19 protein-coding genes and 1 riboswitch are annotated in these 21,789 nt (G+C 65.8%); of the genes, 14 read left to right on the forward strand and 5 right to left on the reverse strand.

The features are described from left to right. Nucleotides 1-170: 170 nt before the first annotated feature. The 4 genes from ACWIKC_RS02650 (at nucleotide 171) to ACWIKC_RS02665 (ending at nucleotide 2,290) form a co-directional block, all read left to right on the forward strand. On the forward strand, nucleotides 171-443 hold the full coding sequence (locus tag ACWIKC_RS02650; protein ID WP_454598583.1) for a metal-sensitive transcriptional regulator: 273 nt from the start codon (nucleotides 171-173) through the stop codon (nucleotides 441-443). A 44-nt stretch (nucleotides 444-487) separates the two neighbouring features. Continuing rightward, nucleotides 488-979 carry a DUF411 domain-containing protein gene (locus ACWIKC_RS02655; RefSeq protein ID WP_454598584.1) on the forward strand — a complete coding sequence of 164 codons (492 nt, stop codon included), beginning with the start codon at nucleotides 488-490 and terminating at the stop codon, nucleotides 977-979. Nucleotides 980-1,020: 41 nt separating this feature from the next. Then, nucleotides 1,021-1,746, forward strand: a complete 726-nt coding sequence (locus ACWIKC_RS02660) for a MauE/DoxX family redox-associated membrane protein (RefSeq protein ID WP_454599425.1) — start codon at nucleotides 1,021-1,023, stop codon at nucleotides 1,744-1,746. Nucleotides 1,747-1,846: 100 nt separating this feature from the next. Then, nucleotides 1,847-2,290: a DUF305 domain-containing protein gene (locus ACWIKC_RS02665; protein ID WP_454599426.1), complete on the forward strand. Its 444-nt coding sequence runs from the start codon at nucleotides 1,847-1,849 to the stop codon at nucleotides 2,288-2,290. Between the two features lie 17 nt (nucleotides 2,291-2,307). On the opposite strand, the gene ACWIKC_RS02670 is transcribed toward ACWIKC_RS02665, so the two are convergent. Next, the gene (locus ACWIKC_RS02670) at nucleotides 2,308-4,608 is read right to left on the reverse strand and encodes a putative bifunctional diguanylate cyclase/phosphodiesterase (RefSeq protein ID WP_454598585.1); all 2,301 of its coding nucleotides are present in this window, start codon (nucleotides 4,606-4,608) and stop codon (nucleotides 2,308-2,310) included. A 5-nt stretch (nucleotides 4,609-4,613) separates the two neighbouring features. Further along, nucleotides 4,614-5,231: a methylamine utilization protein gene (locus ACWIKC_RS02675; RefSeq protein WP_454598586.1), complete on the reverse strand. Its 618-nt coding sequence runs from the start codon at nucleotides 5,229-5,231 to the stop codon at nucleotides 4,614-4,616. Between the two features lie 86 nt (nucleotides 5,232-5,317). Here ACWIKC_RS02675 and ACWIKC_RS02680 point away from each other — a divergent pair, with 86 nt between their 5' ends. Both ACWIKC_RS02680 and ACWIKC_RS02685 read left to right on the forward strand, forming a co-directional pair. Continuing rightward, nucleotides 5,318-6,193, forward strand: coding sequence for a DUF3034 family protein (locus tag ACWIKC_RS02680; RefSeq protein WP_454598587.1), 876 nt, complete (start codon nucleotides 5,318-5,320; stop codon nucleotides 6,191-6,193). A 9-nt stretch (nucleotides 6,194-6,202) separates the two neighbouring features. Further along, nucleotides 6,203-6,748, forward strand: a complete 546-nt coding sequence (locus tag ACWIKC_RS02685) for a group I truncated hemoglobin (protein ID WP_454598588.1) — start codon at nucleotides 6,203-6,205, stop codon at nucleotides 6,746-6,748. A 36-nt stretch (nucleotides 6,749-6,784) separates the two neighbouring features. Here the strand turns inward: ACWIKC_RS02685 and ACWIKC_RS02690 are convergent, their stop codons facing one another. Next, nucleotides 6,785-8,761: a glycoside hydrolase family 3 C-terminal domain-containing protein gene (locus ACWIKC_RS02690; RefSeq protein WP_454598589.1), complete on the reverse strand. Its 1,977-nt coding sequence runs from the start codon at nucleotides 8,759-8,761 to the stop codon at nucleotides 6,785-6,787. A gap of 385 nt (nucleotides 8,762-9,146) precedes the next feature. Here ACWIKC_RS02690 and ACWIKC_RS02695 point away from each other — a divergent pair, with 385 nt between their 5' ends. The 8 genes from ACWIKC_RS02695 to gcvPB all read left to right on the forward strand — a co-directional run bounded on the left by ACWIKC_RS02695 (nucleotide 9,147) and on the right by gcvPB (nucleotide 19,636). After that, nucleotides 9,147-10,139 carry an ArsR/SmtB family transcription factor gene (locus ACWIKC_RS02695; RefSeq protein ID WP_454598590.1) on the forward strand — a complete coding sequence of 331 codons (993 nt, stop codon included), beginning with the start codon at nucleotides 9,147-9,149 and terminating at the stop codon, nucleotides 10,137-10,139. Further along, nucleotides 10,136-11,068 (forward strand): methylenetetrahydrofolate reductase [NAD(P)H], encoded by a 933-nt coding sequence (gene metF / locus ACWIKC_RS02700; RefSeq protein ID WP_454598591.1) that lies wholly within the window; start codon nucleotides 10,136-10,138, stop codon nucleotides 11,066-11,068. Before ACWIKC_RS02695 ends, metF begins: the two co-directional genes overlap by 4 nt. Next, nucleotides 11,061-12,107, forward strand: coding sequence for a homocysteine S-methyltransferase family protein (locus ACWIKC_RS02705; RefSeq protein ID WP_454598592.1), 1,047 nt, complete (start codon nucleotides 11,061-11,063; stop codon nucleotides 12,105-12,107). The genes metF and ACWIKC_RS02705 overlap by 8 nt, the downstream gene beginning before the upstream one ends. Further along, a complete protein-coding gene (gene metH, locus ACWIKC_RS02710) occupies nucleotides 12,107-14,731 on the forward strand; it encodes a methionine synthase (RefSeq protein WP_454598593.1) in 2,625 nt (874 codons plus the stop codon). The genes ACWIKC_RS02705 and metH overlap by 1 nt, the downstream gene beginning before the upstream one ends. Nucleotides 14,732-14,884: 153 nt before the next feature. After that, nucleotides 14,885-14,989, forward strand: a riboswitch (glycine riboswitch). 52 nt (nucleotides 14,990-15,041) lie between these two features. Further along, nucleotides 15,042-16,232 carry a glycine cleavage system aminomethyltransferase GcvT gene (gene gcvT / locus ACWIKC_RS02715; RefSeq protein WP_454598594.1) on the forward strand — a complete coding sequence of 397 codons (1,191 nt, stop codon included), beginning with the start codon at nucleotides 15,042-15,044 and terminating at the stop codon, nucleotides 16,230-16,232. Between the two features lie 4 nt (nucleotides 16,233-16,236). After that, nucleotides 16,237-16,608: a glycine cleavage system protein GcvH gene (gene gcvH / locus ACWIKC_RS02720; RefSeq protein WP_454598595.1), complete on the forward strand. Its 372-nt coding sequence runs from the start codon at nucleotides 16,237-16,239 to the stop codon at nucleotides 16,606-16,608. Between the two features lie 98 nt (nucleotides 16,609-16,706). Continuing rightward, on the forward strand, nucleotides 16,707-18,068 hold the full coding sequence (gene gcvPA / locus ACWIKC_RS02725) for an aminomethyl-transferring glycine dehydrogenase subunit GcvPA (RefSeq protein WP_454598596.1): 1,362 nt from the start codon (nucleotides 16,707-16,709) through the stop codon (nucleotides 18,066-18,068). Further along, nucleotides 18,065-19,636: an aminomethyl-transferring glycine dehydrogenase subunit GcvPB gene (gcvPB, locus tag ACWIKC_RS02730; protein ID WP_454598597.1), complete on the forward strand. Its 1,572-nt coding sequence runs from the start codon at nucleotides 18,065-18,067 to the stop codon at nucleotides 19,634-19,636. The genes gcvPA and gcvPB overlap by 4 nt, the downstream gene beginning before the upstream one ends. Nucleotides 19,637-19,660: 24 nt before the next feature. Here the strand turns inward: gcvPB and ACWIKC_RS02735 are convergent, their stop codons facing one another. Both ACWIKC_RS02735 and ACWIKC_RS02740 read right to left on the reverse strand, forming a co-directional pair. After that, nucleotides 19,661-20,944 (reverse strand): lipopolysaccharide biosynthesis protein, encoded by a 1,284-nt coding sequence (locus ACWIKC_RS02735; RefSeq protein WP_454598598.1) that lies wholly within the window; start codon nucleotides 20,942-20,944, stop codon nucleotides 19,661-19,663. An 18-nt stretch (nucleotides 20,945-20,962) separates the two neighbouring features. Further along, nucleotides 20,963-21,754, reverse strand: a complete 792-nt coding sequence (locus tag ACWIKC_RS02740; protein ID WP_454598599.1) for an NTP transferase domain-containing protein — start codon at nucleotides 21,752-21,754, stop codon at nucleotides 20,963-20,965. Between the last annotated feature and the right edge of the window lie 35 nt (nucleotides 21,755-21,789).

The following is a 21,789-nucleotide window of genomic DNA, read 5'->3' on the forward strand; positions in this document are numbered from 1 at the left end:
CATAGCCATAATGAGCGGCCAAGCGCCACCGGTCTCTGCGGTTTTCGCACGAGAGGCTGTCCGACGCAGGCCCTTGATCGCACCGCGTGCATCAGCCTATATACCCCTATACGGTATTTTTGCCCTGCCTTGGTAAGTTGGACTGGCAGGCGAAATCGAAAGGAAGCGCAGTGAAACCCGACCATTCCCTCATCGTCAACCGGTTGCGGCGGATCGAAGGGCAGGTGCGCGGGGTCGCGCAGATGGTCGAGGACGACCGCTATTGCATCGATATCCTCACCCAGGTCCAGGCGGTCAAGGCCGCGCTCGGCCGCGCGGAAAGCGAGATCCTCAAGCGCCACGCCGCCTGCTGCGTCTCCGAAGCGATCGCCAGCGGCGATGCGGCGGAGCAGAAGGCCAAATTCGACGAACTCGTCGACCTGTTCGAACGCGCCAAGCGTTGAACCCCTTGCCCAACGCCCTTTTCCAAGCAGACAAGGAACCGACCATGCTTGCCAATATCCGCTCAGCCGTGTTTCGCCGCAGCCTTGCCGGCGCGCTCATGATGGGCGGCACACTCGCCGCTTGCAGCGCGCAGGCCGCCACCTTCACCATGTATCGCGACGCCTCCTGCGGCTGCTGCACGGCCTGGGCCGATCACATCGAGCATGGCGATGCGCACAGCGTCGAGACGGTCAACCACCCCGACATGCGCGCGGTGAAGGCCGAGCATGGCGTCCCCGCCCAGCTGCAGTCCTGCCACACCGCGATCGTCGAGGGCTATGTCATCGAAGGCCATGTCCCCACCGCGGATATCGAACGGCTGCTGGCCGAGCGCCCCGCGGGCGTCACCGGACTGGCGGTGCCCGGGATGCCGATGGGTTCGCCGGGGATGGAGCATGGCGATCATCGCCAGGCCTATCAGGTCGTCGCCTTCGGGCCTGAAGGCATGCAGGTCTGGGCCAGCTATCCGGCGCGGTCGGGTGCCGCCGGATCGTGAGCAGCGCGAAAACCGCTCCGAAGACTGCCAGCGTCTATCGCATGGTCATGCCCGACCATGTCTGTCCCTATGGCCTCAAGACCGTGGACCTGCTCGAGCGCGAGGGTTTTGCGGTCGAGGATCACAAGCTGACGACGCGCGCCGAGACCGATGCGTTCAAGCAGGAACACGGGGTCTCCACCACGCCGCAGATCTTCATCGGTGACCGGCGGATCGGCGGCTATGAGGATCTGCGCGAGCATTTCGGCAAGTCCGTGCCCAAGGAAGGAGAGACCAGCTACCAGCCCGTGATCGCGATCTTCGCGGTCACCTTCCTGCTCGGTCTCGCGATCAGCTGGTACACGCTGGACGAAATCTTCACGGTCCAGGCGATCGAGTGGTTCGTCAGCCTGTCGATGTGCTTCCTCGCGGTCCAGAAGCTCCAGGACCTGCGCAGCTTCTCGACCATGTTCCTCAATTACGACCTGCTGGCGCAGCGCTGGGTGCGCTACGGCTATATCTACCCGTTCGGCGAGGCGCTGGCGGGAATCCTCATGGTCGCACACGCGCTCCCGATCGTCTCGGTCCCGGTCTCGCTGTTCATCGGCAGCATCGGCGCGGTTAGCGTGTTCAAGGCGGTCTATATCGACAAGCGCGAACTCAAATGCGCCTGCGTCGGCGGCAATTCCAACGTGCCATTGGGCTTCGTCTCGCTGACCGAGAACCTGTTCATGATCGGCATGGGACTGTGGATGGGCGCGAAGGCCTTGGGCTGGATCCAGATTTGACCGCGATGAACCGAGCAACAGGGAGTATCCAATCGTGACGAGCGACAGCAAAAAACACAACGATGGTGGGGATGGATCCAGCTATTGGCGCTTCATGGCGATGGTCTCGACCTCGACCGCGATCATGTTCGGCCTGATGTACGCCAACACCTACGTCGTCGATCACGTGTTTTGGAGCGAGACGCGCTTCTGGATGATGTTCATGATGGGCGCGATGATGATGGCGGTCATGCTGCTTTTCATGTGGGGTATGTACAAGGACCGGACCAAGAACTTCGTCATTCTCGGTGTTGCCGCGGTGGTTTTCGTCCTGGCTGTGTGGCTGATGCGCAGCCAGACGACCATCGACGACACCGATTATATGTCGGCTATGATCCCGCATCATTCGATCGCGATCATGACCAGCGAACGGGCGAATATCGAGGACCCCCGGGTCCGCGAACTGGCCGACGGGATCATCGCGGCACAACGTCGCGAGATCGCCGAGATGAAGGCCCTGATCGCGGATATCGAAGAGAACGGTGTTCAGGGCGGGGCTGACTAGCCCGATAGGTCGCCTTGTCAGCCGCCGTGGCCGTAGGACCGGACCGCGCTGTGGCCGAACAGTTCGAATACGTCCTCGCCCGCCATCGGCTTGCCGAACAGGAAACCCTGGATGAATTGGCAGCCCTCGCGCTTGAGGATGTCGAATTGCTCGTCGAGTTCGACACCTTCGGCGAGCGTGTCCATTCCCAACGCATCCGCCAGCGTCGTGATGGCGCGTATAACGGCGTGGGCGTTGCCGCCCTGGCCCAGGTCCTTGACGAAGCTGCGATCGATCTTGACCTTGTCGAAGGGGAAGGAGCGCAAATAGCTCAGCGAGGAATAGCCGGTCCCGAAATCATCCAGCGCGATCCGCACGCCAAGGCTGCGCAGTTTGTGCAACGTGGAAAGCGTGCGTTCGATATCGACGATGAAGATGCTCTCGGTGATTTCGAGCTCGAGCCGGCTGGGCGCCAGACCGCTGCTTGCCAGTGCCTGCAGGATGGTCTGCGCCAGATTTGGCGCGGCGAACTGCTTGGGCGAGATATTGACCGCGACCGAGACGTCGCCGGGCCATTGCGCCGCCTGACGGCAGGCTTCGCGCAGCACCCAGTCGCCGATCGGAATGATCAGCCCGGTTTCCTCGGCCAGCGGAATGAAATCGACAGGTCCGATCAGCCCACGCTCGGGATGCGGCCAGCGAATCAGCGCCTCGAAACCTTTCAGCTCTTCCTCGGCCATGTCGTAGAGCGGCTGGAAGTTGAGCACGAAGCCACCTTCGCGGATCGCGGTGCGCATATCGAGCTCGGTCTGGCGGCGCTTGCGGGCGAGTTCGTCCAGTTCGGGCTCGAAGAAGTGGTAGGTCGATTTGCCCTCGCTCTTGGCCCGGTAGAGCGCCAGATCGGCATTCTTCATCAGTGTCGATGCGTCCTTGCCATCTCCGGGCGCCATCGCAATGCCCAGGCTGGCGGTGCATTCGGCCTGGTGGCCATCGAGCATGATGGTCCGCTCGAAACAGTCGCTGATCCGCTCGGCCACCGCGGCCAGGCTGGCGGTCTCGGGCGGTATCGCCATCATGATGGCGAACTCGTCGCCGCCCAGCCGCGCGATCAGCGCATCGGGCAGGGCCGTCGAAAGGTACTCGGCAATATCGCGCAGCAGCGCATCGCCCGCAGGATGGCCCAGTGTGTCGTTGACCAGCTTGAAATCGTCGAGATCGACATAGACGACCATCGCGCGGTCGCCGTCCTTCAACCGGGGAAGCGCCTGGTTGAGCTGTTCGAGAAAGAGCTTGCGGTTGGGCAGTCCGGTCAGGCCGTCGTGCAATCCGACATGCAGGATCTTGCGCTCGCGCTCCTCGATCGCGGCGACCATGACATTGAAGCTGGTGGCGAGCCTGCCGATCTCGTCGTCGGAGCCGGTCGCGAGGTCGATATCGCGGCCCTCGGCGATCAGCCTTGTGGCCTCGTCGAGCTTTTGCAGTGGGCCGGTGACCGTGCGCGCTACCCGCCAGCTCAGCCCGACGACGAGAATAATCCCGCCGAATGCGAGGGCGGCGAGGAGATATTGCAGCGTCGAATATTGGGCGAGCGAGCGGCTCAGCGAATGGCGCAGCACGAGCCGCGGTTCGAGCCCGTCCTGCAGAGCCGGGACGGTCGACACCTGGTAGAGAAAGCGCTCGTCGGTGGTCCGTTCGAACACCTCGCCATTGGTGGCGACGCGCATCCATACGGGCAGGTCGCCGGCCAGTTCGACCCGTGCATCGAGTTCGATGGCGGCGAGCTGGACGAGGCGGTCGAGCTCGGCGCGGTCGAGTGGCTGGGCGAGCACCAGCCACCCGGCGAGATCGGGCGACATGATCGGCGAGGCCGCAGCCAGCGACAATTGCCCCCCGATACGAATGATCCCGCGCTGGCGTCCTTCGTCGAGCGCGGACCACATGGCCTTGGATGCACCGATGCGGGCATCGCCCGCAGCAACGAGGCTGCCATCGAGCCCGACGACGAAGGCGGCATCGGTCCGCGAGCGCGACTTGAGGCTCTCCAGCGCGCTGTCGATGGTCGCCCGGTCGCCGGTGGCCACGGCTTCGCGAAAGCCGAAATCGCGCGCCAGGACATCGGCCGAGCCGCGCATCTGGCTGGCGCGCAGCGTCAGGATCTCGTCGAACACCCGCGCATTGGCTGCCATGTCGCGCGCGGCGCTGTTCTCGCCGAAGCGCGACAGCCCCTGATCGGCAATCAGTGCGGTGGCGGCCAGGACCAGCGCGAACAGGCCCGCATAGAGCACCGCGATGCGAAGCTTGAGCGAGCCGAAGCGCAGGGCGTCGATGCGGAAGGGCATCGCGATCACCGCAGGCGCACGCCCAGCTTGCGCGACTGAGCGCCGCTGGCGATCGTCACGCCGTTGGTGATCTCGTTGCCCGTCGCGCGCAGCCGCGGATGCCAGACGGTCAGGCTGGCGGTCCCGGCCGGAATGTTGTCGAGCGCGACATAGCCGTTCGCGTCGGTCTTGCCCGCAAAGGGAGTCTCGGTGATGCGGATATAGCCGCGCATGGCATCGTGGATGTTGCAGCCCAACGCGACGGTGCCGGCGATCGGGAAATTGTGCGTGCGCGTCTGGTCACGTCCATAGAGATCGATCGTGAACCGCGCGGGCTGGGAGAAGCTGTAGACCGAATGCCGCACCCGATCGAGATTGGGAAAGGCCACGGTGCTGCCCTTGGCGATGATCAGCGTGCCGGGCACGAATTGCTGGTCCTTCTGCGCCATCGCCATCCGCCAGGGGAAGCGGATCGGACCCGATGGGCTGCGCGAGGGCGCGAGTTCGACCACCGCGTCGCGGACGGGCACGCCGCGCTCGTCCACCAGCTGGACCCGTAGCGAATTGCCCGGTGCGGCCTGCGCCGCCATGGCCAACCCGGCACTCAGGAAAATCAGGGCGAAAATGGAGCGCAGCCGTGTCATGCTCCCAGGACCTAGCTGCCACCGGTTAAGAACTTCTCCACCGATGCTTAAACCGTAATTAACCCCGAGCGGTTAGCGCGAATACCATGCGAACGACTTGCGTTGTGACCGGCCTGGCGCTGGCAATACTCTCCGCCCCGCCTGCCCAGGCCGAAGAGCTCGAATGGTTCGACGGCGGCAAGCTGGTGCTCACCAATGGGGTGACCACGATCGAAGGCACCAGCGGCGGCGGTATCGCCACCTGGGCGACCATCGCTGGCCTCGAGATGGACAATGGCGTGGGCGTTTCGGGCCATGCCACGATCATCGAACTGCCCGATTACGGCTGGCAGAGCCACGGGGTGGCGCTGGGCATCGCCAATCGCGTGGAGCTGTCCTACGCCCGCCAGAACCTCGATACGCGCGATGTCGGCACTGCGCTGGGGCTGGGCGAAGGCTACGTTCTCAATCAGGATGTCCTCGCGGCCAAGCTGCGGCTGGTGGGCGACCTCGTCTATGGCGACCCGCTGCTCCCGCAGGTCAGCATCGGCGTGGAATACAAGCGCAGCCTCGATGGCAATGTCGCCACGGCGGTCGGAGCGGCTGAAGACGAAGGGCTCGATTTTACGCTCAGCGCCACCAAGCTGTTCCTGTCGCGCAGCGTGCTGGTCAACGCCACTGCCCGGCTGACCAAGGCGAACCAGAACGGGTTGCTCGGCTTCGGCAGTGCTGCGGGTGCGGACCATTCGCTGCAGTTCGAGGGCTCGCTGGGCTACCAGCTGTCGCGCCGCGCGGTGATCGGGGCGGAACTGCGCACCAAGCCCGACAATCTCGGGCTCGGCGAGGACGACTGGTTCGATCTGTTCGCAGCCTACGCCGTCACCGACAACATCACCGTCACCGCCGCCTATGTCGATCTCGGCTCGATCGCCACCTTCGAAGACCAGCGCGGCGCCTTCCTGTCCGCGCAGGTCGCCTTCTAGGATTTGTCCATGTTCGCTACTGCTTCCGCCGCCGCTACTGCCATTGCGCTGCTTTTCCTCCAGCAGGCTCCGGCCGAGGATGTCGACTGGGATACCGAATTCGGGGTCGAGGAGCGCGAGCGCGATCCCGAGACGGGCGAATTCCCCGTCGACCCTTACGAGCAGAGCAATGCCAATGCCGGGGCCGAGCCTTTCGCCGATGGCAGGCTGGCCGCGGTATTCGGCGGGCGAGACGGTATCCGCCGCATCGCGGAACGCACGGTCGAACTGAGCGAAGCCGATCCGCGAATCGCCGAAATCTTCGTCGCGCATGACGCGGTGCGGCTCAAGCGCACGCTGTCCGAGCAGTTCTGCTATCTGCTCGGTGCGGGCTGCGACTACACCGGGCGCGACATGCGCGCCACGCATGACGGGCTGGGCATCCGCACCGCCGACCTCAACGCTCTGGTGGAGAACCTCCAACAGGCGATGCGCGAGGCCGATGTGCCCTTCGGCGCCCAGAACCGGCTGCTGTCGAAGCTCGCGCCGATGTCCGGCGACGTCGTCGAACGCTGACCCCGTCTTTGCGGCAGCAGACTCGGCCAGATCCGGTCAGAACCCGATCGAGCGCAGCCGGACGCTGCGCGAGAAGCCCTCGATGGCGCGGATCATCGATCCCGGCAGGTTGATCTCGCGACCAGAGAGGTGCGCGGCGTCCTTGCCCAGCTGGATCTCATAGGCACCCGGCTCCACGATGACCCGTCCGTCCGGGTGGATATCGCCAAGCTCTTCCAGTCCCAGTTCGAATTGCACGCGCTGGCTTTCGCCCGCGGCGAGCGCGACCCTCTGGAAGCAGCGCAGCTGGGTCTCGGCACCTGCCTCCCAGGCGGGGGAGCGCAGATAGAGCAGCACGGTTTCGATGCAGTCGTGCTCGCCGGAATTGTGCAGGCTGGTCTGCGCGATCAGGCGATCGGCGCCGAATTCGACATCCATGTCGCTGTAGGTGACGCGCGAATATCCCATTCCGTGGCCGAACGGCAGGCTGGCGGTATGATCGTCGGCCACGAGCGGGAGCGGCAGGCGGCCCGAAGGATTGACCTGTCCGACCAGCACTTCGCCCAAGGCGCTTTCGCAGCCCTCGTATCCGGTCCAGGCAAGCAGGCGCGCCGGGATCTGGTGTGCGAGATCGCCCAGATCGACCGGCAGCCGAGTCGATTCGATGAGCACGAAACACCGATTGGCATTGATCAGGGCACGCATTAGCGATTCGGCGGCAGCGCCCAGCCGAAGCATCGGCTTGCCGTCGCTCGGTTCGCAATCGCTATCGGTGATCGCCAACAGGACCGTGTTGCTGCGGGTCGCCGCGTCGCAAGCCAGGCCGATGGCGAGCCCGTCGCCAGGGATCGGCGCGAAAGGAACCATGCTGTCCTCGGTCCGCAATGCCAGCCCGGAAACCGCGCTGTGCTCGATGCCGAATTCGTTGAGCGCTTTGCGCAGCCCGGCGGCGGATTCGGTCCGCGTCCCGACGACCAGGATTCTGCCCGAATCGCGCGACAATGGCAGGAGCTCGTCCTCGTTGCGCAACAGCACCATGGATTTGCGGGCGAGGTCCTCGATCGCCGCGCGCGCCGCGAATGCAGCGCCGGCAGAAGGCTCTGCCGCAGAACCCAGCTTCAGATAGGGATCGCGGAACAGGCCGAGGTCGCTCTTTGCCCCGAGCACTCTCCGGACGGCCTCGTCGATCATGTTCTGCGACAGATAGCCCTTGTTCATACCGCTGGCGAGCTTTTGCCGATCGGTTTCATGAGGTTGCGCCGCGCCGAGTCGAGCCAGTCGTCGCCATGCTCCCAGATCGATGCCGGAATAGGCAAGGTGGATGTCCGAAACCGAATCATCCTCCAGCTCGCCCGGGATCGAGGGCAACTCCTCGATGCCGCCGGGATCGCTCTTGCGCAGGATCACGCGAATCAGCCGCTCGCTCGCCTGCCGCTCCGGACCCGCTGTGGGCAGGGGGCCGTAGCACAACAGGCAGAGGACATTTTCCAGATCCGCTGGCGAATTGCCCTGCAGGCCTTCGATCAGGACGTGTGCGATCCGTTCGACCAGATGGCTCGAGGTCCCGAAACTGGATTCCGCATCCGAAGGGCTGCTGGAGAGGTGGCGGATGGCTGGAGTCGCTACAAGGTTCCAGCCCCGACGGATGGCCTCGGCAGCGACCGCACGCGAGACGCGTGCGATCGCCTCTTCGTCCCAGCTCGCCGCCATGGCCAGGGGCTGCGGCCAGAGCCCCTGCGCGGCAGAATCACCCTTGCTGGAAAACAGCAGCGGAATGCCGAAGCGCGATTGTTCGACTGCCATGGTCTGGAGTTCGAGCGCTTCTTCGCGGCACGTCACTCCCTCGATCGCCGTCACCTGGCCCGCCCGTATCGCGGCGAGGACGTCCTCGTTGATGGCGCCGGAACTGGTACGGTTGTTCCCGGAAAGCCGGACGACGCGCAACTGGCCGAGCTTCTCCTCCAGCGTCATATAGGTGAGCATATCCTCGACCAGACGGGCGCGTCCGGTCTTGTCGATTCCGGGCGACGTCATTGGTCGAGCGGTCCGGACAAAGCCGAGCCGCGGCGAGACGCAAGGTGCGTTTCCGTCCTCGGACGATTGATAAGCGGCGGTGCCATAATGCTCCTGTGCCGGAAACCGGTTGCGGGCCGTCGACGCAAAGGTCGAGGCATGAAAATCGGGACGGACCGCCAAAGCGCGGCCAAGCCAGCTCCGACAGTCGGTGAAACAAGTTAATTTGGGGTTTGGTGGCCGCCGTTTGAGGAGGGCTGTCGCGCGCTCCGCATTTCCGCCTTGGGGGCCTCTGGGCGATTCGACGTGAACCGGTTCTGTATGCGGCCCACAGCCTGGCGAAAGCCACATGCAGAGCGGGAAAGCCATTTACACACTTGTCGATACCTTTATATCCTGTGTGGCAATGACGATCGAAACGACTTTCAGGGCTCTGGCCGACAACACCCGCCTGCGCATCCTGCGGCTGGTGGGGTCGATGGAGCTCGCGGTCGGCGAGATCGCGCAGGTTCTCGGGCAGAGCCAACCGCGCGTCTCGCGCCACATCGGCATTCTCGCCAGCGCCGGCCTTGCCGAACGGCGCCGCGAAGGCAGCTGGGTCTTTCTGCGCGCCGCGCCTGCGGGGGATCGGGCGACGCCCTTGCGGCAGGCTATCGCCACCATGCTCGAATGCGCCGAACGCGAAGACCCCGAGTTCGCCCGCGCCTGCGCGCAGGATCGCCAGCGACTGGCCGCTATTCGCGCCACCCGCGAGGAACAGGCGGCGGCCTATTTCGCCGCGCATGCGCATGATTGGGACGAGTTGCGCCGGATGCACACTTCGGACGAACAAGTCGAGGCGGCGCTCGCGCAGGCGCTCGACCGCCAAGGCCTCGGACGGCTGCTCGATATCGGCACCGGCACCGGCCGCATGGCGGAGCTGTTCTCTCGCTCGGCGGACCATATCGTTGCGCTCGACAAGAGCCTGGCGATGCTGCGGGTCGCGCGCGCCAAACTCCAGCACCTTCCGACCGAAGGCGTCGAGCTGGTGCAGGGCGATTTTGCCGGCCTGCCGTTCGGGGATGCGGTGTTCGACACCGTGCTGTTTCATCAGGTGCTGCATTTCGCTCCCGATCCCGCCGCGGCGCTGGTCGAGGCCGCGCGGGTGCTCAGGCCGGGCGGACGCGTCGCGATCGTCGATTTCGCGGCGCATCAGCGCGAGGAATTGCGCGAGAAGCACGCCCATGCGCGGCTCGGCTTCCGCGACGACCAGATGGCGGGGTTCCTCGCCGATGCGGGATTTGCTGCAGCCGAGCCGCAGGCCCTCGAAGGCGGCGAGCTGGTCGTGAAAATCTGGGTCTGCACGCGGCTGGATGCCCATCCGGCGCAGTCCGACACCGAACGAAAGGTTGCCTCGTGAGCCCGACCCTCGACCAGATGCAGGAAGCGCGCACCGCGCTCGATGCGCCGCTGTTCTCCGGCCTGCCCGGCGATATCGACGTGAGCTTCGAATTCTTTCCGCCCAAGTCGGAGGCGATGGAGGCGCAATTGTGGGCCTCGATCAAGGAATTGGCGCCGCTCGACCCCAGCTTCGTCTCGGTCACCTATGGTGCGGGCGGGACGACCCGAGAACGGACCCATCGCACCGTCGCGCGGATTATCGCTGAAGCCGGGTTGCCCGCCGCCGCGCATCTCACCTGCGTCGATGCGAGCAAGGCCGAGATTCGCGAGATCGCCGAGCACTATTGGGAAGCGGGCGTGCGCCACATCGTCGCGCTGCGCGGCGATCCGCCCGATCAGCAGCGCAAGTTCGCGCCGCACCCGCAAGGCTTCGCCAGCGCCGCCGAACTGGTCGCGGGCCTGCGCGAAGTCGCCGATTTCGAGATCTCGGTCGCCGCCTATCCCGAGACGCATCCCGAGGCCGATTGTCCCGACAGCGATCTCGACAATCTCAAGCGCAAGCTCGACGCGGGCGCCACCCGCGCGATCACGCAGTTCTTCTTTTCGCCCGACACCTTCTTCCGCTTCCGCGATGCCGCGCAGCGCCATGGGATCGAGGCACCGATCGTGCCCGGTATCCTGCCGGTGACCAATGTCGCGCGCGCCCGCGAATTCGCCGGATTGTGCGGTGCGGCGATCCCCGACTGGATGGACGGGTTGTTCGAAGGGCTCGACAGCCGCCCCGCCGCGCGCCAGCTCGTGGCGTCGATCGTCGCTGCGGAACTGTGCCGCCGGCTCTATGCCGGCGGGGTGCGCGAATTCCACTTCTACACCCTCAACCGTGCCGATCTCAGCTATGCGATCTGCCACATGCTGGGCCTGCGGCCCGAAGGTGAAGCCCATGGATAAGCGCGCCCAGTTCGAGGCTGCCGCGGCCAGTCGGATCCTCGTCAAGGACGGACCCTATGGCACCGAGATCCAGGCCGCGAAGCTGGCGGCGGAGGATTACGCCAGCTCGACCGGGCTGACGCAGGACCAGAAGGGCAACAACGACCTCGTCAATCTGAGCCAGCCCGCGTTGATCCGCAAAATCTGCGACAGCTATATTGAGGCGGGTGCGCATGTGCTCGCCACCAACACTTTCAACGCCAACCGCATCAGCCAGGCCGATTACGGCGCCGAGGGGCTGGTACGCGAAATTAACAGCGCCGCCGCGCGGATCATCCGCGAGGCGGTCGACGACGCCATGGCGAGCGACAGGATCCCGCGTTTCGTGGCAGGCGCGGTCGGGCCGACCAACAAGACGCTCTCGCTCTCGCCCGACGTCGAGGACCCCGGCTTTCGCGAGGTCACATTCGACGAGATCGTCGATGTCTATAAGGAGCAATGCGCCGCGCTGCTCGAGGGTGGGGCCGATTTCATCCTCATCGAGACCGTCTTCGATACGCTCAATTGCAAGGCCGCGATCATGGCGGTCAAACAGCTCGAGCGCGAGCTGGCGCGCGACATTCCGATGATGATTTCGCTCACGCTCACCGATCTCTCGGGGCGCAACCTTTCGGGCCACACGGTCGAGGCCTTCTGGCATTCGGTGCGCCACGCCAAACCGCTCGCCATCGGGCTCAACTGCAGCTTCGGTGCCGACCAATTGCGCCCGCACGTGCAATTGCTCTCCGCCATCGCCGACACCTATCTGCTCGCCTATCCCAACGCCGGCCTGCCCAATGAACTGGGCGAATATGACGAAGCGCCCGAGACCACCGCCGGCCTGGTGGCCAAATGGGCGCAGAACGGGCGGGTCAATGTGGTTGGCGGCTGCTGCGGCTCGACCCCGGCGCATATCGCCGCCATCGCCCGCGCGGTCGACGGCCTCGCGCCGCGCGTCGTCCCCGAGCGCGACACCACCATGACCCTGGCTGGCCTCGAACCCTTTACGATTGCTGCTTGATGTCCAACCTTTCCACTGCCCGCTTCGTCAATATCGGCGAGCGCACCAATGTCACCGGCTCGGCCCGGTTCAAGCAGCTCGTCATGGCGGGGGATTACGACACCGCGGTCGAGGTCGCGCGCAGCCAGGTCGAGAACGGCGCGCAGGTGATCGACGTCAATATGGACGAGGGCCTGCTCGATGCCGAGCTGGCGATGACCACCTTCCTCAAGCTGATCTCCGCCGAGCCCGATATCGCCCGCGTGCCGCTGATGATCGACAGTTCGCGCTGGGACGTGATCGAGGCCGGGCTCAAATGCGTCTCGGGCAAGCCGATCGTCAATTCGATCAGCATGAAGGAGGGCGAGGAACCCTTCCTCGACCACGCCCGCAAATGCATGGATTACGGCGCCGCGGTAGTGGTGATGGCGTTCGACGAGGTCGGACAGGCCGACACGAAGGAGCGCAAGGTCGAAATTTGCGAGCGCGCGTACAAGCTGCTGGTCGGGATCGGCTTCCCACCCGAGGATATCATCTTCGATCCCAACGTCTTTGCCGTGGCGACGGGGATCGAGGAGCACAACAATTACGGAGTCGATTTCATCGAGGCTTGCCGCGAGATCAAGGCGCGGTGTCCCCATGTCCATATCTCGGGCGGATTGTCCAACCTGTCGTTCTCGTTCCGCGGCAACGAGACGGTCCGCAGGGCGATGCATTCGGTGTTCCTGTACCATGCCATTCCGGCGGGCATGGACATGGCGATTGTCAATGCCGGCCAGCTCGACGTCTACGACCAAATCGAAACCGAATTGCGGACGGCCTGCGAAGATGTGATCATGAACCGCGATCCCGATGCGGGCGAGCGGCTGGTCGCGCTGGCCGAGCGGTTTCGCGGTACCGATGCAGTGGCGGAAAAGCAGGCCGCTGAATGGCGCAGCTACCCTGTCGCCAAGCGGCTCGAACATGCCCTGGTCAAAGGGATCGATGCGCACGTCGTCGACGATACCGAGGAAATGCGCGCCGCCACCGAAGCGGCCGGCGGGCGTCCGATCGAGGTGATCGAGGGCCCGCTGATGGACGGGATGAACGTGGTCGGCGATCTGTTCGGCAGCGGCAAGATGTTCCTGCCTCAGGTCGTCAAATCTGCGCGCGTGATGAAGAAGGCGGTCGCCCACTTGATCCCTTTTATCGAGGCGGAGAAGGATCTCCTCCCCGAAAGCCAGCGCAAGGCCAAGGGCAAGATCGTGATGGCCACCGTGAAGGGCGATGTGCACGATATCGGCAAGAACATCGTCGGCGTGGTGCTGCAATGCAATGGCTACGACGTGATCGACCTGGGCGTCATGGTGCCGTGGTCGCAAATCCTGCAAGCGGCCAACGAAAACCAAGCCGACATGATCGGCTTGTCGGGTCTGATCACCCCCTCGCTGGACGAGATGGTGACCGTGGCCGAAGAAATGGCGCGCGCGAAAATGACGCTGCCGCTGCTGATCGGCGGAGCGACCACCAGCAAGGTCCACACCGCCTTGCGCATCGATCCCGCCTATGACGGGCCGGTGATCCATGTGCTCGACGCCAGCCGCGCGGTCGGGGTGGCCAGCCGCTTGCTGTCGGACACGCAATGCGACGATTTCGTCACCGGTACCGCCGCCGAATATGTCGCGGTCCGCGATGCCCGCGCTGGCAAGGTGCCCAACCAATTGCTCGGCATCGCCGATGCGCGCGCCCGCGCCTTCCCCGCCGATTTCGCCGACAAGCCCTCCGCGCCGCTGCAGCCGGGGCTGCATGTCTTCGAGGACTGGTCGCTCGCCGAATTGCGCGAGTATATCGACTGGACGCCCTTCTTCCGCGCCTGGGAACTGCACGGCAATTATCCTGCGATACTCGAGGATAGCGTGGTCGGCGAGAGCGCGCGCAGCCTGTTCGCCGATGCGCAGGCCATGCTCGACCGCATCGTCGAGGAGCAATGGCTCACCGCGCGCGGAGTCTGCGGGCTGTGGCCCTGCCACCGCGATGGCGACGATATCAGTATCGATCTCGACGAGTCCGACCCGGTAGTGCTGCCGTTCCTGCGCCAGCAGGTGAAGAAAAGCCGCGACCGCGCCAATTTCTGCCTCGCCGATTTCATCGATCCCGCCGGCGACTGGATGGGCGGCTTCGCGGTCGGCATTCACGGGCTCGACACCCATTCCGCGCGCTTCCAGGCCGACAAGGACGACTACTCGGACATCCTGCTCAAGGCGCTGGCCGACCGCTTCGCCGAAGCCTTTGCCGAGCGGCTGCACCAGCATGTCCGCACCGACCTGTGGGGCTATGCGCCGGGCGAGCAGCTCACCAATCTGGCGCTGATCAAGGAACAGTACCGCGGCATCCGGCCTGCGCCGGGTTATCCCGCCTGCCCCGATCACAGCCTCAAGCCGATGCTGTTCGAGCTCTTGGATGCGGAAAAGAATGTCGGGCTCGAGCTGACGGAGAGCTTCGCGATGTTCCCCACCGCGGCGGTCAGCGGGTTCTATTTCGCGCATCCCGAGGCCGCCTATTTCGGGGTTGCCCGGATCGGTCGCGACCAGCTCGAGGATTATGCCGCGCGACGCGGGGTGGAGGTTTCCACCGCCGAGCGCTGGCTGCGCCCCAATCTCGATTGACCGGCGCGTCGCAATCGCGCAGGGCGGTGCGGTCGGCGGCGGGAGCGATTCTGCGGCGGGCACGCGCGGGAGAGATCGCGGGGCCGGGCAGGCCCCCGGCGCCGAAGGAGCAACCGCCCCGGAAACTCTCAGGCCAACGGACCGCGCGGGCCTCTTCGACACTCTGGAAAGCGTCGCTCCGCAATGGGGCGGCCACCGAAGGGGTAAGCCCGTCCATTCACGGGCCAGTCTCTCAGGTTACCCGACAGAGGGGGCATGGTTCGGAACGCGCCTCGCCGGGGCGCAATCATGCATGCAGTCGGGATAATTGATGAGCGAAGCCCCAGACCTTTCCCCGGATGACCTTCCGGACGAAACCCCGGCCAAACTGCCGCTCGATGCATGGCATCGCAGCAAGGGCGCGCGGATGGTGGAATTCGCGGGCTACGAGATGCCGATCCAGTTCGAAGGTATCGTGACCGAACACGATTGGACCCGCACACAGGCCTCGCTGTTCGATGTCAGCCACATGGGCCAGCTGCTGGTCTCGGGCGAGCGCGCGGCCGAGGAACTGGAAAAGCTCCTCCCCGGCGCGATCGCCACGCTCAAGCCGGGCCGGGTGCGCTATTCGTTGCTCCTCAATGAGGACGGCGGCATTCTCGACGATCTGATGGTCACCAATGTCACCCCCTGGATCGAGGGCGACGAGGAAGCGGGCACCGAAGGACACTGGGGCGAGCCGGCCTATTACCTCGTGGTCAATGGCGCGATGAAATGGGACGATATCGCCCATTTGCGCGAACATCTCGACGACGATGTCACGCTCACCCACCTCGACGACCAGGCGCTCATCGCGCTGCAGGGGCCCAACGCCGCGACCGCGCTCAACCGCGTGATGCGCGGCGTGCCCGAGCGGCTCGTGTTCATGCAGGCGGTGGATTACCAGTTCGGCGAATGGCCGCTGCGGATCACCCGCGCGGGCTACACCGGCGAGGACGGGTTCGAAATCTCGGTCCCCGCCGAATTCGCCGAATCGCTCGCCGACCGACTCTGCGCCGAGATCGAGGTGCGGCCTGCGGGGCTGGGCGCGCGCGACAGCCTGCGGCTCGAGGCCGGTCTGCCGCTCTACGGCCACGACCTCACCGAGGAGACCGATCCGGTCACCGCGGACCTGATCTTCGCGCTCACCAAGAGCCGCCGCGAGGCTGGCGGCTGGATGGGCCACGAGGCCTGCGCCGCGAAGCTCGAGGCGGGCACCGACACCAAACGCGTCGGGCTGGTGTTCGACGGGCGGCTGCCCGCGCGCGAGGGCGCGACGGTCTATGCGGGCGAGACAGAAATCGGCCGCGTCACCAGCGGCGGGTTCTCGCCCACGCTCGGCCATCCGATCGCGATGGCCTATCTCTCCGCCGATTTCGCCACGGTAGATACCGAGGTCGAAGTCGAGGTTCGCAAGAAGCGGCTGCCCGCCAAGGTCGCCGCTTTGCCTTTTGTCCCCCACCGCTATTACCGAGGGAAGTGACCCGATGGCCCGCTACTTCACCGATGAACACGAATGGATCGATGTCGAAGGCGATACCGCCACGGTCGGCATCACCGATTACGCGCAGGAACAGCTTGGCGACATCGTCTTCGTCGAATTGCCCGATGTCGGCGCGCAACTGGCCAAGGGCAAGGATGCCGCGGTGGTCGAGAGCGTCAAGGCTGCAAGCGACGTCTACGCGCCGATCAGCGGCGAGGTCACCGAAGCCAATGACTCGCTCGACGAGGATCCGGCGCTGGTCAATTCCAGCCCCGAGGAAGACGGCTGGTTCTTCAAGTTGACCATCGCCGACAAGGCTGAGCTCGACGGGCTGATGGACGCCAAGGCCTACAAGAGCTTCTGCGACGAATTGTGACGCCGCGCGGTCCCCGCGAAGGCGGGGACCTCGTGCCCCGTGGTCGTTTGTAACTGCCTGAGGTCCCTCCCTTCGCGGGGACTCACCGAGGATTGAAAATGCGCTACCTTCCCCTGACCCCCACCGATCGTTCGGCCATGCTCGAAACCATCGGCGCCGACAGCGTCGACGCGCTGTTCGCCGATGTGCCTGCCGAGGCGCAGCTCGACGGGCCGATCCACGGCCTGCCGATGCACGCCAGCGAGATGGCGGTCGAGAAACACATGCGGCGGCTGGCGCAACGCAATCTCGCGGCGGGCGATGCGGCGTTCTTTCTCGGGGCGGGGGCCTATCGCCATCATGTTCCGGCAACCGTCGATCACATCATCCAGCGCGGCGAGTTCCTGACCGCCTACACGCCCTACCAGCCCGAGATCGCGCAGGGCACGCTGCAGATGCTGTTCGAATTCCAGACGCAGGTCGCGCGGCTCTATGGCTGCGCGGTGGCGAACGCCTCGATGTACGACGGCTCGACCGCCTGCTGGGAAGCGGTGGCGATGGCGGCGCGCGTGACCAAGCGCGACCGGGTGGTGCTCTCGGGCGCGCTGCATCCGCATTATGCCGAGGTCGTCAAGACCATGGCGAAGTTCACGCAGGACACGATCGCCGATGCCGAGCCCGCCTTCCAGGCGCAGCCCGACAACGCCGGACTGATCGCGCGGATCGACGACGAGACCTCCTGCGTCGTGGTGCAATATCCCGATATCCTCGGCCGGCTCCCGGACCTTACCGAGATCGCCGAAGCGGCGCATGCCAGGGGCGCTCTGCTGGTGGTGGTCAACACCGAGCCGGTGGCGCTGGGCGCGCTCAAATCGCCCGGCGAATGCGGCGCGGATATCGTGGTCGGCGAGGGCCAGTCGATCGGCGTCGGGCTGCAGTTCGGCGGGCCTTATCTGGGCCTGTTCGCGGTGCGCGATCCCAAGCACGTCCGGCAGATGCCCGGGCGGCTGTGCGGCGAGACGCAGGATGCCGAGGGCAAGCGTGGTTTCGTGCTCACGCTCTCGACCCGCGAGCAGCATATCCGCCGCGAGAAGGCGACGAGCAACATCTGCACCAACAGCGGGCTCTGCGCGCTGGCCTTCAGCGTCCACATGACGCTGCTGGGCGAGAAGGGTCTGCGGCGGCTTGCGCTGGAGAACCATCGCCTCGCCTGCATTGCCGCCGAACGTCTGGCCAAGGTGCCCGGTGTCACGGTCCTCAACGATAGCTTCTTCAACGAATTCACGGTGACGCTGGGCCGCGATGCCCGCGATGTGGTGCGCAAGCTCGCCGACCGCGGTGTGCTCGCGGGCGTCTCGCTCGGGCGGCTCTACCCGCAGGCGAGCGCGATGGCCGAAGGCCTGCTGGTCGCGGTCACCGAAACGACCACCGAGGAAGATATCGACACACTCTGCGCCGCTCTCGAGGAGGTTCTGCGATGAACGCCCATAACGCCTCGGGCTGGAAGCCCGGCACCCCCGTCACCGTCGACCACTCAATGGAAGGCCCGCCCACCGTCACCGGCAACCGCGCGCTGATGCTCGAGGAACCGCTGATCTTCGAAATCGCGGGCAACACCACCACCGGGGTCGATCTGCCTGAACCCGCAGCGGATGCACCCAACCGGCTGGGCGGCTACGACCGCACCGAAGCCTTCGACCTGCCCGGCCTGTCCGAGCCGGAGACGGTGCGTCACTACACCCGCCTCAGCCGCCAGAACTACGCCATCGATCTGGGGCTGTTTCCGCTCGGCTCCTGCACGATGAAGCATAATCCGCGGCTCAACGAGAAGGTTGCGCGGCTGCCCGGCTTTGCCGATTGCCACCCGCTGGCGCCGATCCAGACGGTGCAGGGCGCGCTCGGCGTCATCCATGAGCTGGGCGAATGGCTCAAAGCGCTCACCGGCATGCCCGCGGTGGCGATGAGCCCCAAGGCCGGCGCGCATGGCGAGCTGTGCGGCATCCTCGCGATCCGCGCCGCGCTCGAGGCGCGCGGCGATGCCCGCAAGGTCGTGCTGTGCCCCGAAAGCGCGCATGGCACCAATCCCGCGACCGCGGCCTTCGCGGGCTATGAGGTCGAGGACATCCCCGCCAACGCCGATGGCCGGGTCGATTTCGACGCGCTCGAGGCGCGACTCGGCCCGGATGTCGCGGCGGTGATGATCACCAATCCCAACACCTGCGGATTGTTCGAGCGCGACTTCAAGCGGATCGCCGATGCGGTCCATGCCGCGGGCGGGCTGGTCTATTGCGACGGCGCCAATTTCAACGCCATCGTCGGCCGGGTGCGCCCGGGCGATCTCGGCGTCGATGCGATGCACATCAATCTGCACAAGACCTTCTCCACCCCGCATGGCGGCGGCGGCCCTGGTTCGGGCCCGGTGGTGTTCTCAGAGGCTCTGGCACCCTTCGCGCCGCTGCCCTTCGTCGAGCAGCTGGATGATGGCAGCTTCCACCTCGTCGAGGAGGAAACCGCGCAGGAGCATCACGCCAGCACCTTCGGGCGGATGACCGCTTTCCATGGCCAGATGGGGATGTTCACCCGTGCGCTGGCCTATATCCTCAGCCATGGCGCCGACGGGTTGAAACAGGTCGCCGAGGATGCGGTGCTCAACGCCAATTACATCCTGCGCAGCCTCGAGGATGTCCTCGCCGCGCCCTTCGCGCACAGCGGGCACTGCATGCACGAGGCGCTGTTCGGCGACGAGGGCTTTGGCGGCGGGCTGACGACGCTGGATCTCGCCAAGGGGCTGATCGACGAGGGCTATCACCCGATGACGATGTATTTCCCGCTGGTGGTCCATGGCGCGATGCTGGTCGAACCGACCGAGACCGAGAGCAAGGCCTCGCTCGACCAGTTCATCATGGCGCTGCGCAGCGTGGCCGAGCGCGCCAAGGCGGGCGACGCAACGCTGAAAACCGCGCCGCATTACGCGCCGCGCCGCCGGCTCGACGAGACCCAGGCCGCCCGCAAGCCGGTGCTGGCCTGGAACGACCCGAACCTGGCCTGAGCAGACCTGACCCGATGCGGGGCCTCAGCGCCCCGCGTCGGGGCCCTTGGCCGGATCCTCGGGCGGCTGGATCACGATCCGGATCTGCTGGAGCGAGATGATCGCCACCCAGAAACCAAGCACCGAGAGCGCGCTCGAGCCCAGCACGGTAAAGGCGGCGCCCTTGAGCCCGTTCCAGCCCATCGCGACATCGAGCAGCAGCAGCGAGAGCAGCGTCGGCACGGCGCGCACCACGAAGGCGGTGCCCGCGCGCCCGGCGCTGACCAGCAGCGATTCAAGGCTCGCCCCCACCAGCTCGATCGCGCCGGCGATGGCGAGGATGACCATCGCCCAATAGACCACGCGGAATTCCGGGCCGGCGATCAGCACCAGTCCCTGCCGCCCGAACAGCAGTGCGACCGAGACCGCCAGCACCCCGCCGATCAGCGCGATATTGGCCATCCGCCGCGCCATGTCGTGCGCCGCGTCGGCGGCGTGGACCAGTTCGGGGTAGATCGCCTTGGAGACCGTCTGCGCCAGCTGGACCAGCGCCTGGCCGAGCTGGCTGGCGACGCGGAACCCGCCCGCGAACCCTTCGCCGCCGATTGCCCCGACCAGCAGGATCAACACCTGTTTGCCGCCGACGTTGAGGCTGCCCGACATATTTGTGGCCCAGACGAAGCGCCAGGCGCCGGGATGGGCGCGCGGGATCCGCGTCAGGCTGATCCGCGACAGGTCGATCCGCTCGCGCAAGCCCGCGACCACCCACAGCGTCGCGGCCACCGCCACCTCCGCCGCCGCCCAGGCCAGCACGAAGCCGAGCACGGTGGGCATGACCAACACCGCCAGCACCGCGCCCAGCCCGCGCACTACCGGTTGCACCGCCTCAGCCGCGGTCGCCGCGCCATAGGCGAAGCGCAGGCGCAGCAGCCCGAGCGGGGTGGTGCGGATCGACAGCAGCGAGACGAGGCAATAGCCGAACGCCACCCACAGCAGGTCGTCGGTCAGCGGCAGCCAGAATTGCGCGCTCCACACCAGCCCCGCCGCCAGCACCGCGCCCAGCGCTACCGACATCATATCAAGCGCGATGGCGAAGCCGGTCGCCTCGCCCGGGCCGTCTTTGCCCGAACCCCAGCGCACCACGAATTGCCAGGTCTGGAAATTGGCCAGTCCGGTGACCGTCTGGCCGAGCGCCACGACCAGCGCGAAATAGCCGAAGCCGTCGAGCCCGAGCGTGCGCGTCGCCAGCGCGAGATAGACCAGGCTCAGCACCGCGTTCACGCCGCGCCCGCCGAGCAACCAGCCGATATTGCCGAACAGCCGTTTCATCGCGCCAGCCGGGCCCCGCTATGCGGACCTTGCGGCGAGCAGCTTCTCGGTGATCCGGTGCGAGCGCGGCTCGTCGACATCGATCGCGAATTCACCATTGGAGAGCACGATCGGGGCGAGCTTGTAGCCAAAGCGCCGGGAGACCTGCGCGAACAATCTGTCCTTGTCGCCCCAGCCGAAGTAGAAGCGCGCGAGGTTGAGCACCCCGAAGGCCTTGGCGATGCGACCGGGGTATTTCACGAACTGCCCGCCGCTGCGCATGATCTCGGCGGCCGAGAGAGCGCCCTCGTTGCCGATCCAGTAGGTGTTGCAGTTGGAATAGCCGCCGTCGGAGAATTCGTAGAACTTCTTCTGCCCTTCCGGGTCGGCGGCGATGACGTCCTCCTTGCGCGCCAGCGCGGCAGCGGCATCGGCGCTCGCGGCGAGGCATTTCTCGACGAATTCGGCATAGCCCTCGGGCGTGACGAGGCAATTGTCCGCGGTGGTGACGACCAGCGGGAATGTTGCTCCCTCGGCCCCCGCGAACACGCTGTCGACGAGGTTGAATGCCCCTTCGCGAAACGTCAGCCGACCCTCCTGCTCGAGCCGCCCCACCAGCGGGATGGCGCGGATCTCGTCGGCTTCGTGCGCGACCACGCGGATTTCGCCGATCCGCTCGCACTCGGCCAGCGCGGCGACGACATGCTCGATCATCGGCTTGCCCGCGACCGGGACGACGCTTTTCTGTCCGACGTTGGCGGCGGCGGCGAGCGGGTCGAGCGTACCCGAGCGCTTGCCCGCCATGACGAGTGCGGTGGCCTGTTCCTGCATGGCCAAGGCCCTTAGGCGCGAATGCGGGCCTGCGC

Source organism: Qipengyuania sp. SM2507, from assembly GCF_053714505.1.

Excerpts from the sequence above, each read along its gene's own strand:
- ACWIKC_RS02670 (WP_454598585.1), bottom strand. The coding sequence starts at position 4,608 with ATGCCCTTCCGCATCGACGCCCTGCGCTTCGGCTCGCTCAAGCTTCGC.
- gcvH (WP_454598595.1), top strand. The coding sequence starts at position 16,237 with ATGGCCCGCTACTTCACCGATGAACACGAATGGATCGATGTCGAAGGC.
- ACWIKC_RS02680 (WP_454598587.1), top strand. The coding sequence starts at position 5,318 with ATGCGAACGACTTGCGTTGTGACCGGCCTGGCGCTGGCAATACTCTCC.
- metH (WP_454598593.1), top strand. The coding sequence starts at position 12,107 with ATGTCCAACCTTTCCACTGCCCGCTTCGTCAATATCGGCGAGCGCACC.
- gcvPB (WP_454598597.1), top strand. The coding sequence starts at position 18,065 with ATGAACGCCCATAACGCCTCGGGCTGGAAGCCCGGCACCCCCGTCACC.
- ACWIKC_RS02655 (WP_454598584.1), top strand. The coding sequence starts at position 488 with ATGCTTGCCAATATCCGCTCAGCCGTGTTTCGCCGCAGCCTTGCCGGC.
- ACWIKC_RS02690 (WP_454598589.1), bottom strand. The coding sequence starts at position 8,761 with ATGACGTCGCCCGGAATCGACAAGACCGGACGCGCCCGTCTGGTCGAG.
- gcvPA (WP_454598596.1), top strand. The coding sequence starts at position 16,707 with ATGCGCTACCTTCCCCTGACCCCCACCGATCGTTCGGCCATGCTCGAA.
- ACWIKC_RS02705 (WP_454598592.1), top strand. The coding sequence starts at position 11,061 with ATGGATAAGCGCGCCCAGTTCGAGGCTGCCGCGGCCAGTCGGATCCTC.
- gcvT (WP_454598594.1), top strand. The coding sequence starts at position 15,042 with ATGAGCGAAGCCCCAGACCTTTCCCCGGATGACCTTCCGGACGAAACC.
- ACWIKC_RS02695 (WP_454598590.1), top strand. The coding sequence starts at position 9,147 with ATGACGATCGAAACGACTTTCAGGGCTCTGGCCGACAACACCCGCCTG.
- ACWIKC_RS02675 (WP_454598586.1), bottom strand. The coding sequence starts at position 5,231 with ATGACACGGCTGCGCTCCATTTTCGCCCTGATTTTCCTGAGTGCCGGG.
- ACWIKC_RS02660 (WP_454599425.1), top strand. The coding sequence starts at position 1,021 with ATGGTCATGCCCGACCATGTCTGTCCCTATGGCCTCAAGACCGTGGAC.
- ACWIKC_RS02740 (WP_454598599.1), bottom strand. The coding sequence starts at position 21,754 with ATGCAGGAACAGGCCACCGCACTCGTCATGGCGGGCAAGCGCTCGGGT.
- ACWIKC_RS02665 (WP_454599426.1), top strand. The coding sequence starts at position 1,847 with ATGGTCTCGACCTCGACCGCGATCATGTTCGGCCTGATGTACGCCAAC.
- ACWIKC_RS02685 (WP_454598588.1), top strand. The coding sequence starts at position 6,203 with ATGTTCGCTACTGCTTCCGCCGCCGCTACTGCCATTGCGCTGCTTTTC.
- ACWIKC_RS02735 (WP_454598598.1), bottom strand. The coding sequence starts at position 20,944 with ATGAAACGGCTGTTCGGCAATATCGGCTGGTTGCTCGGCGGGCGCGGC.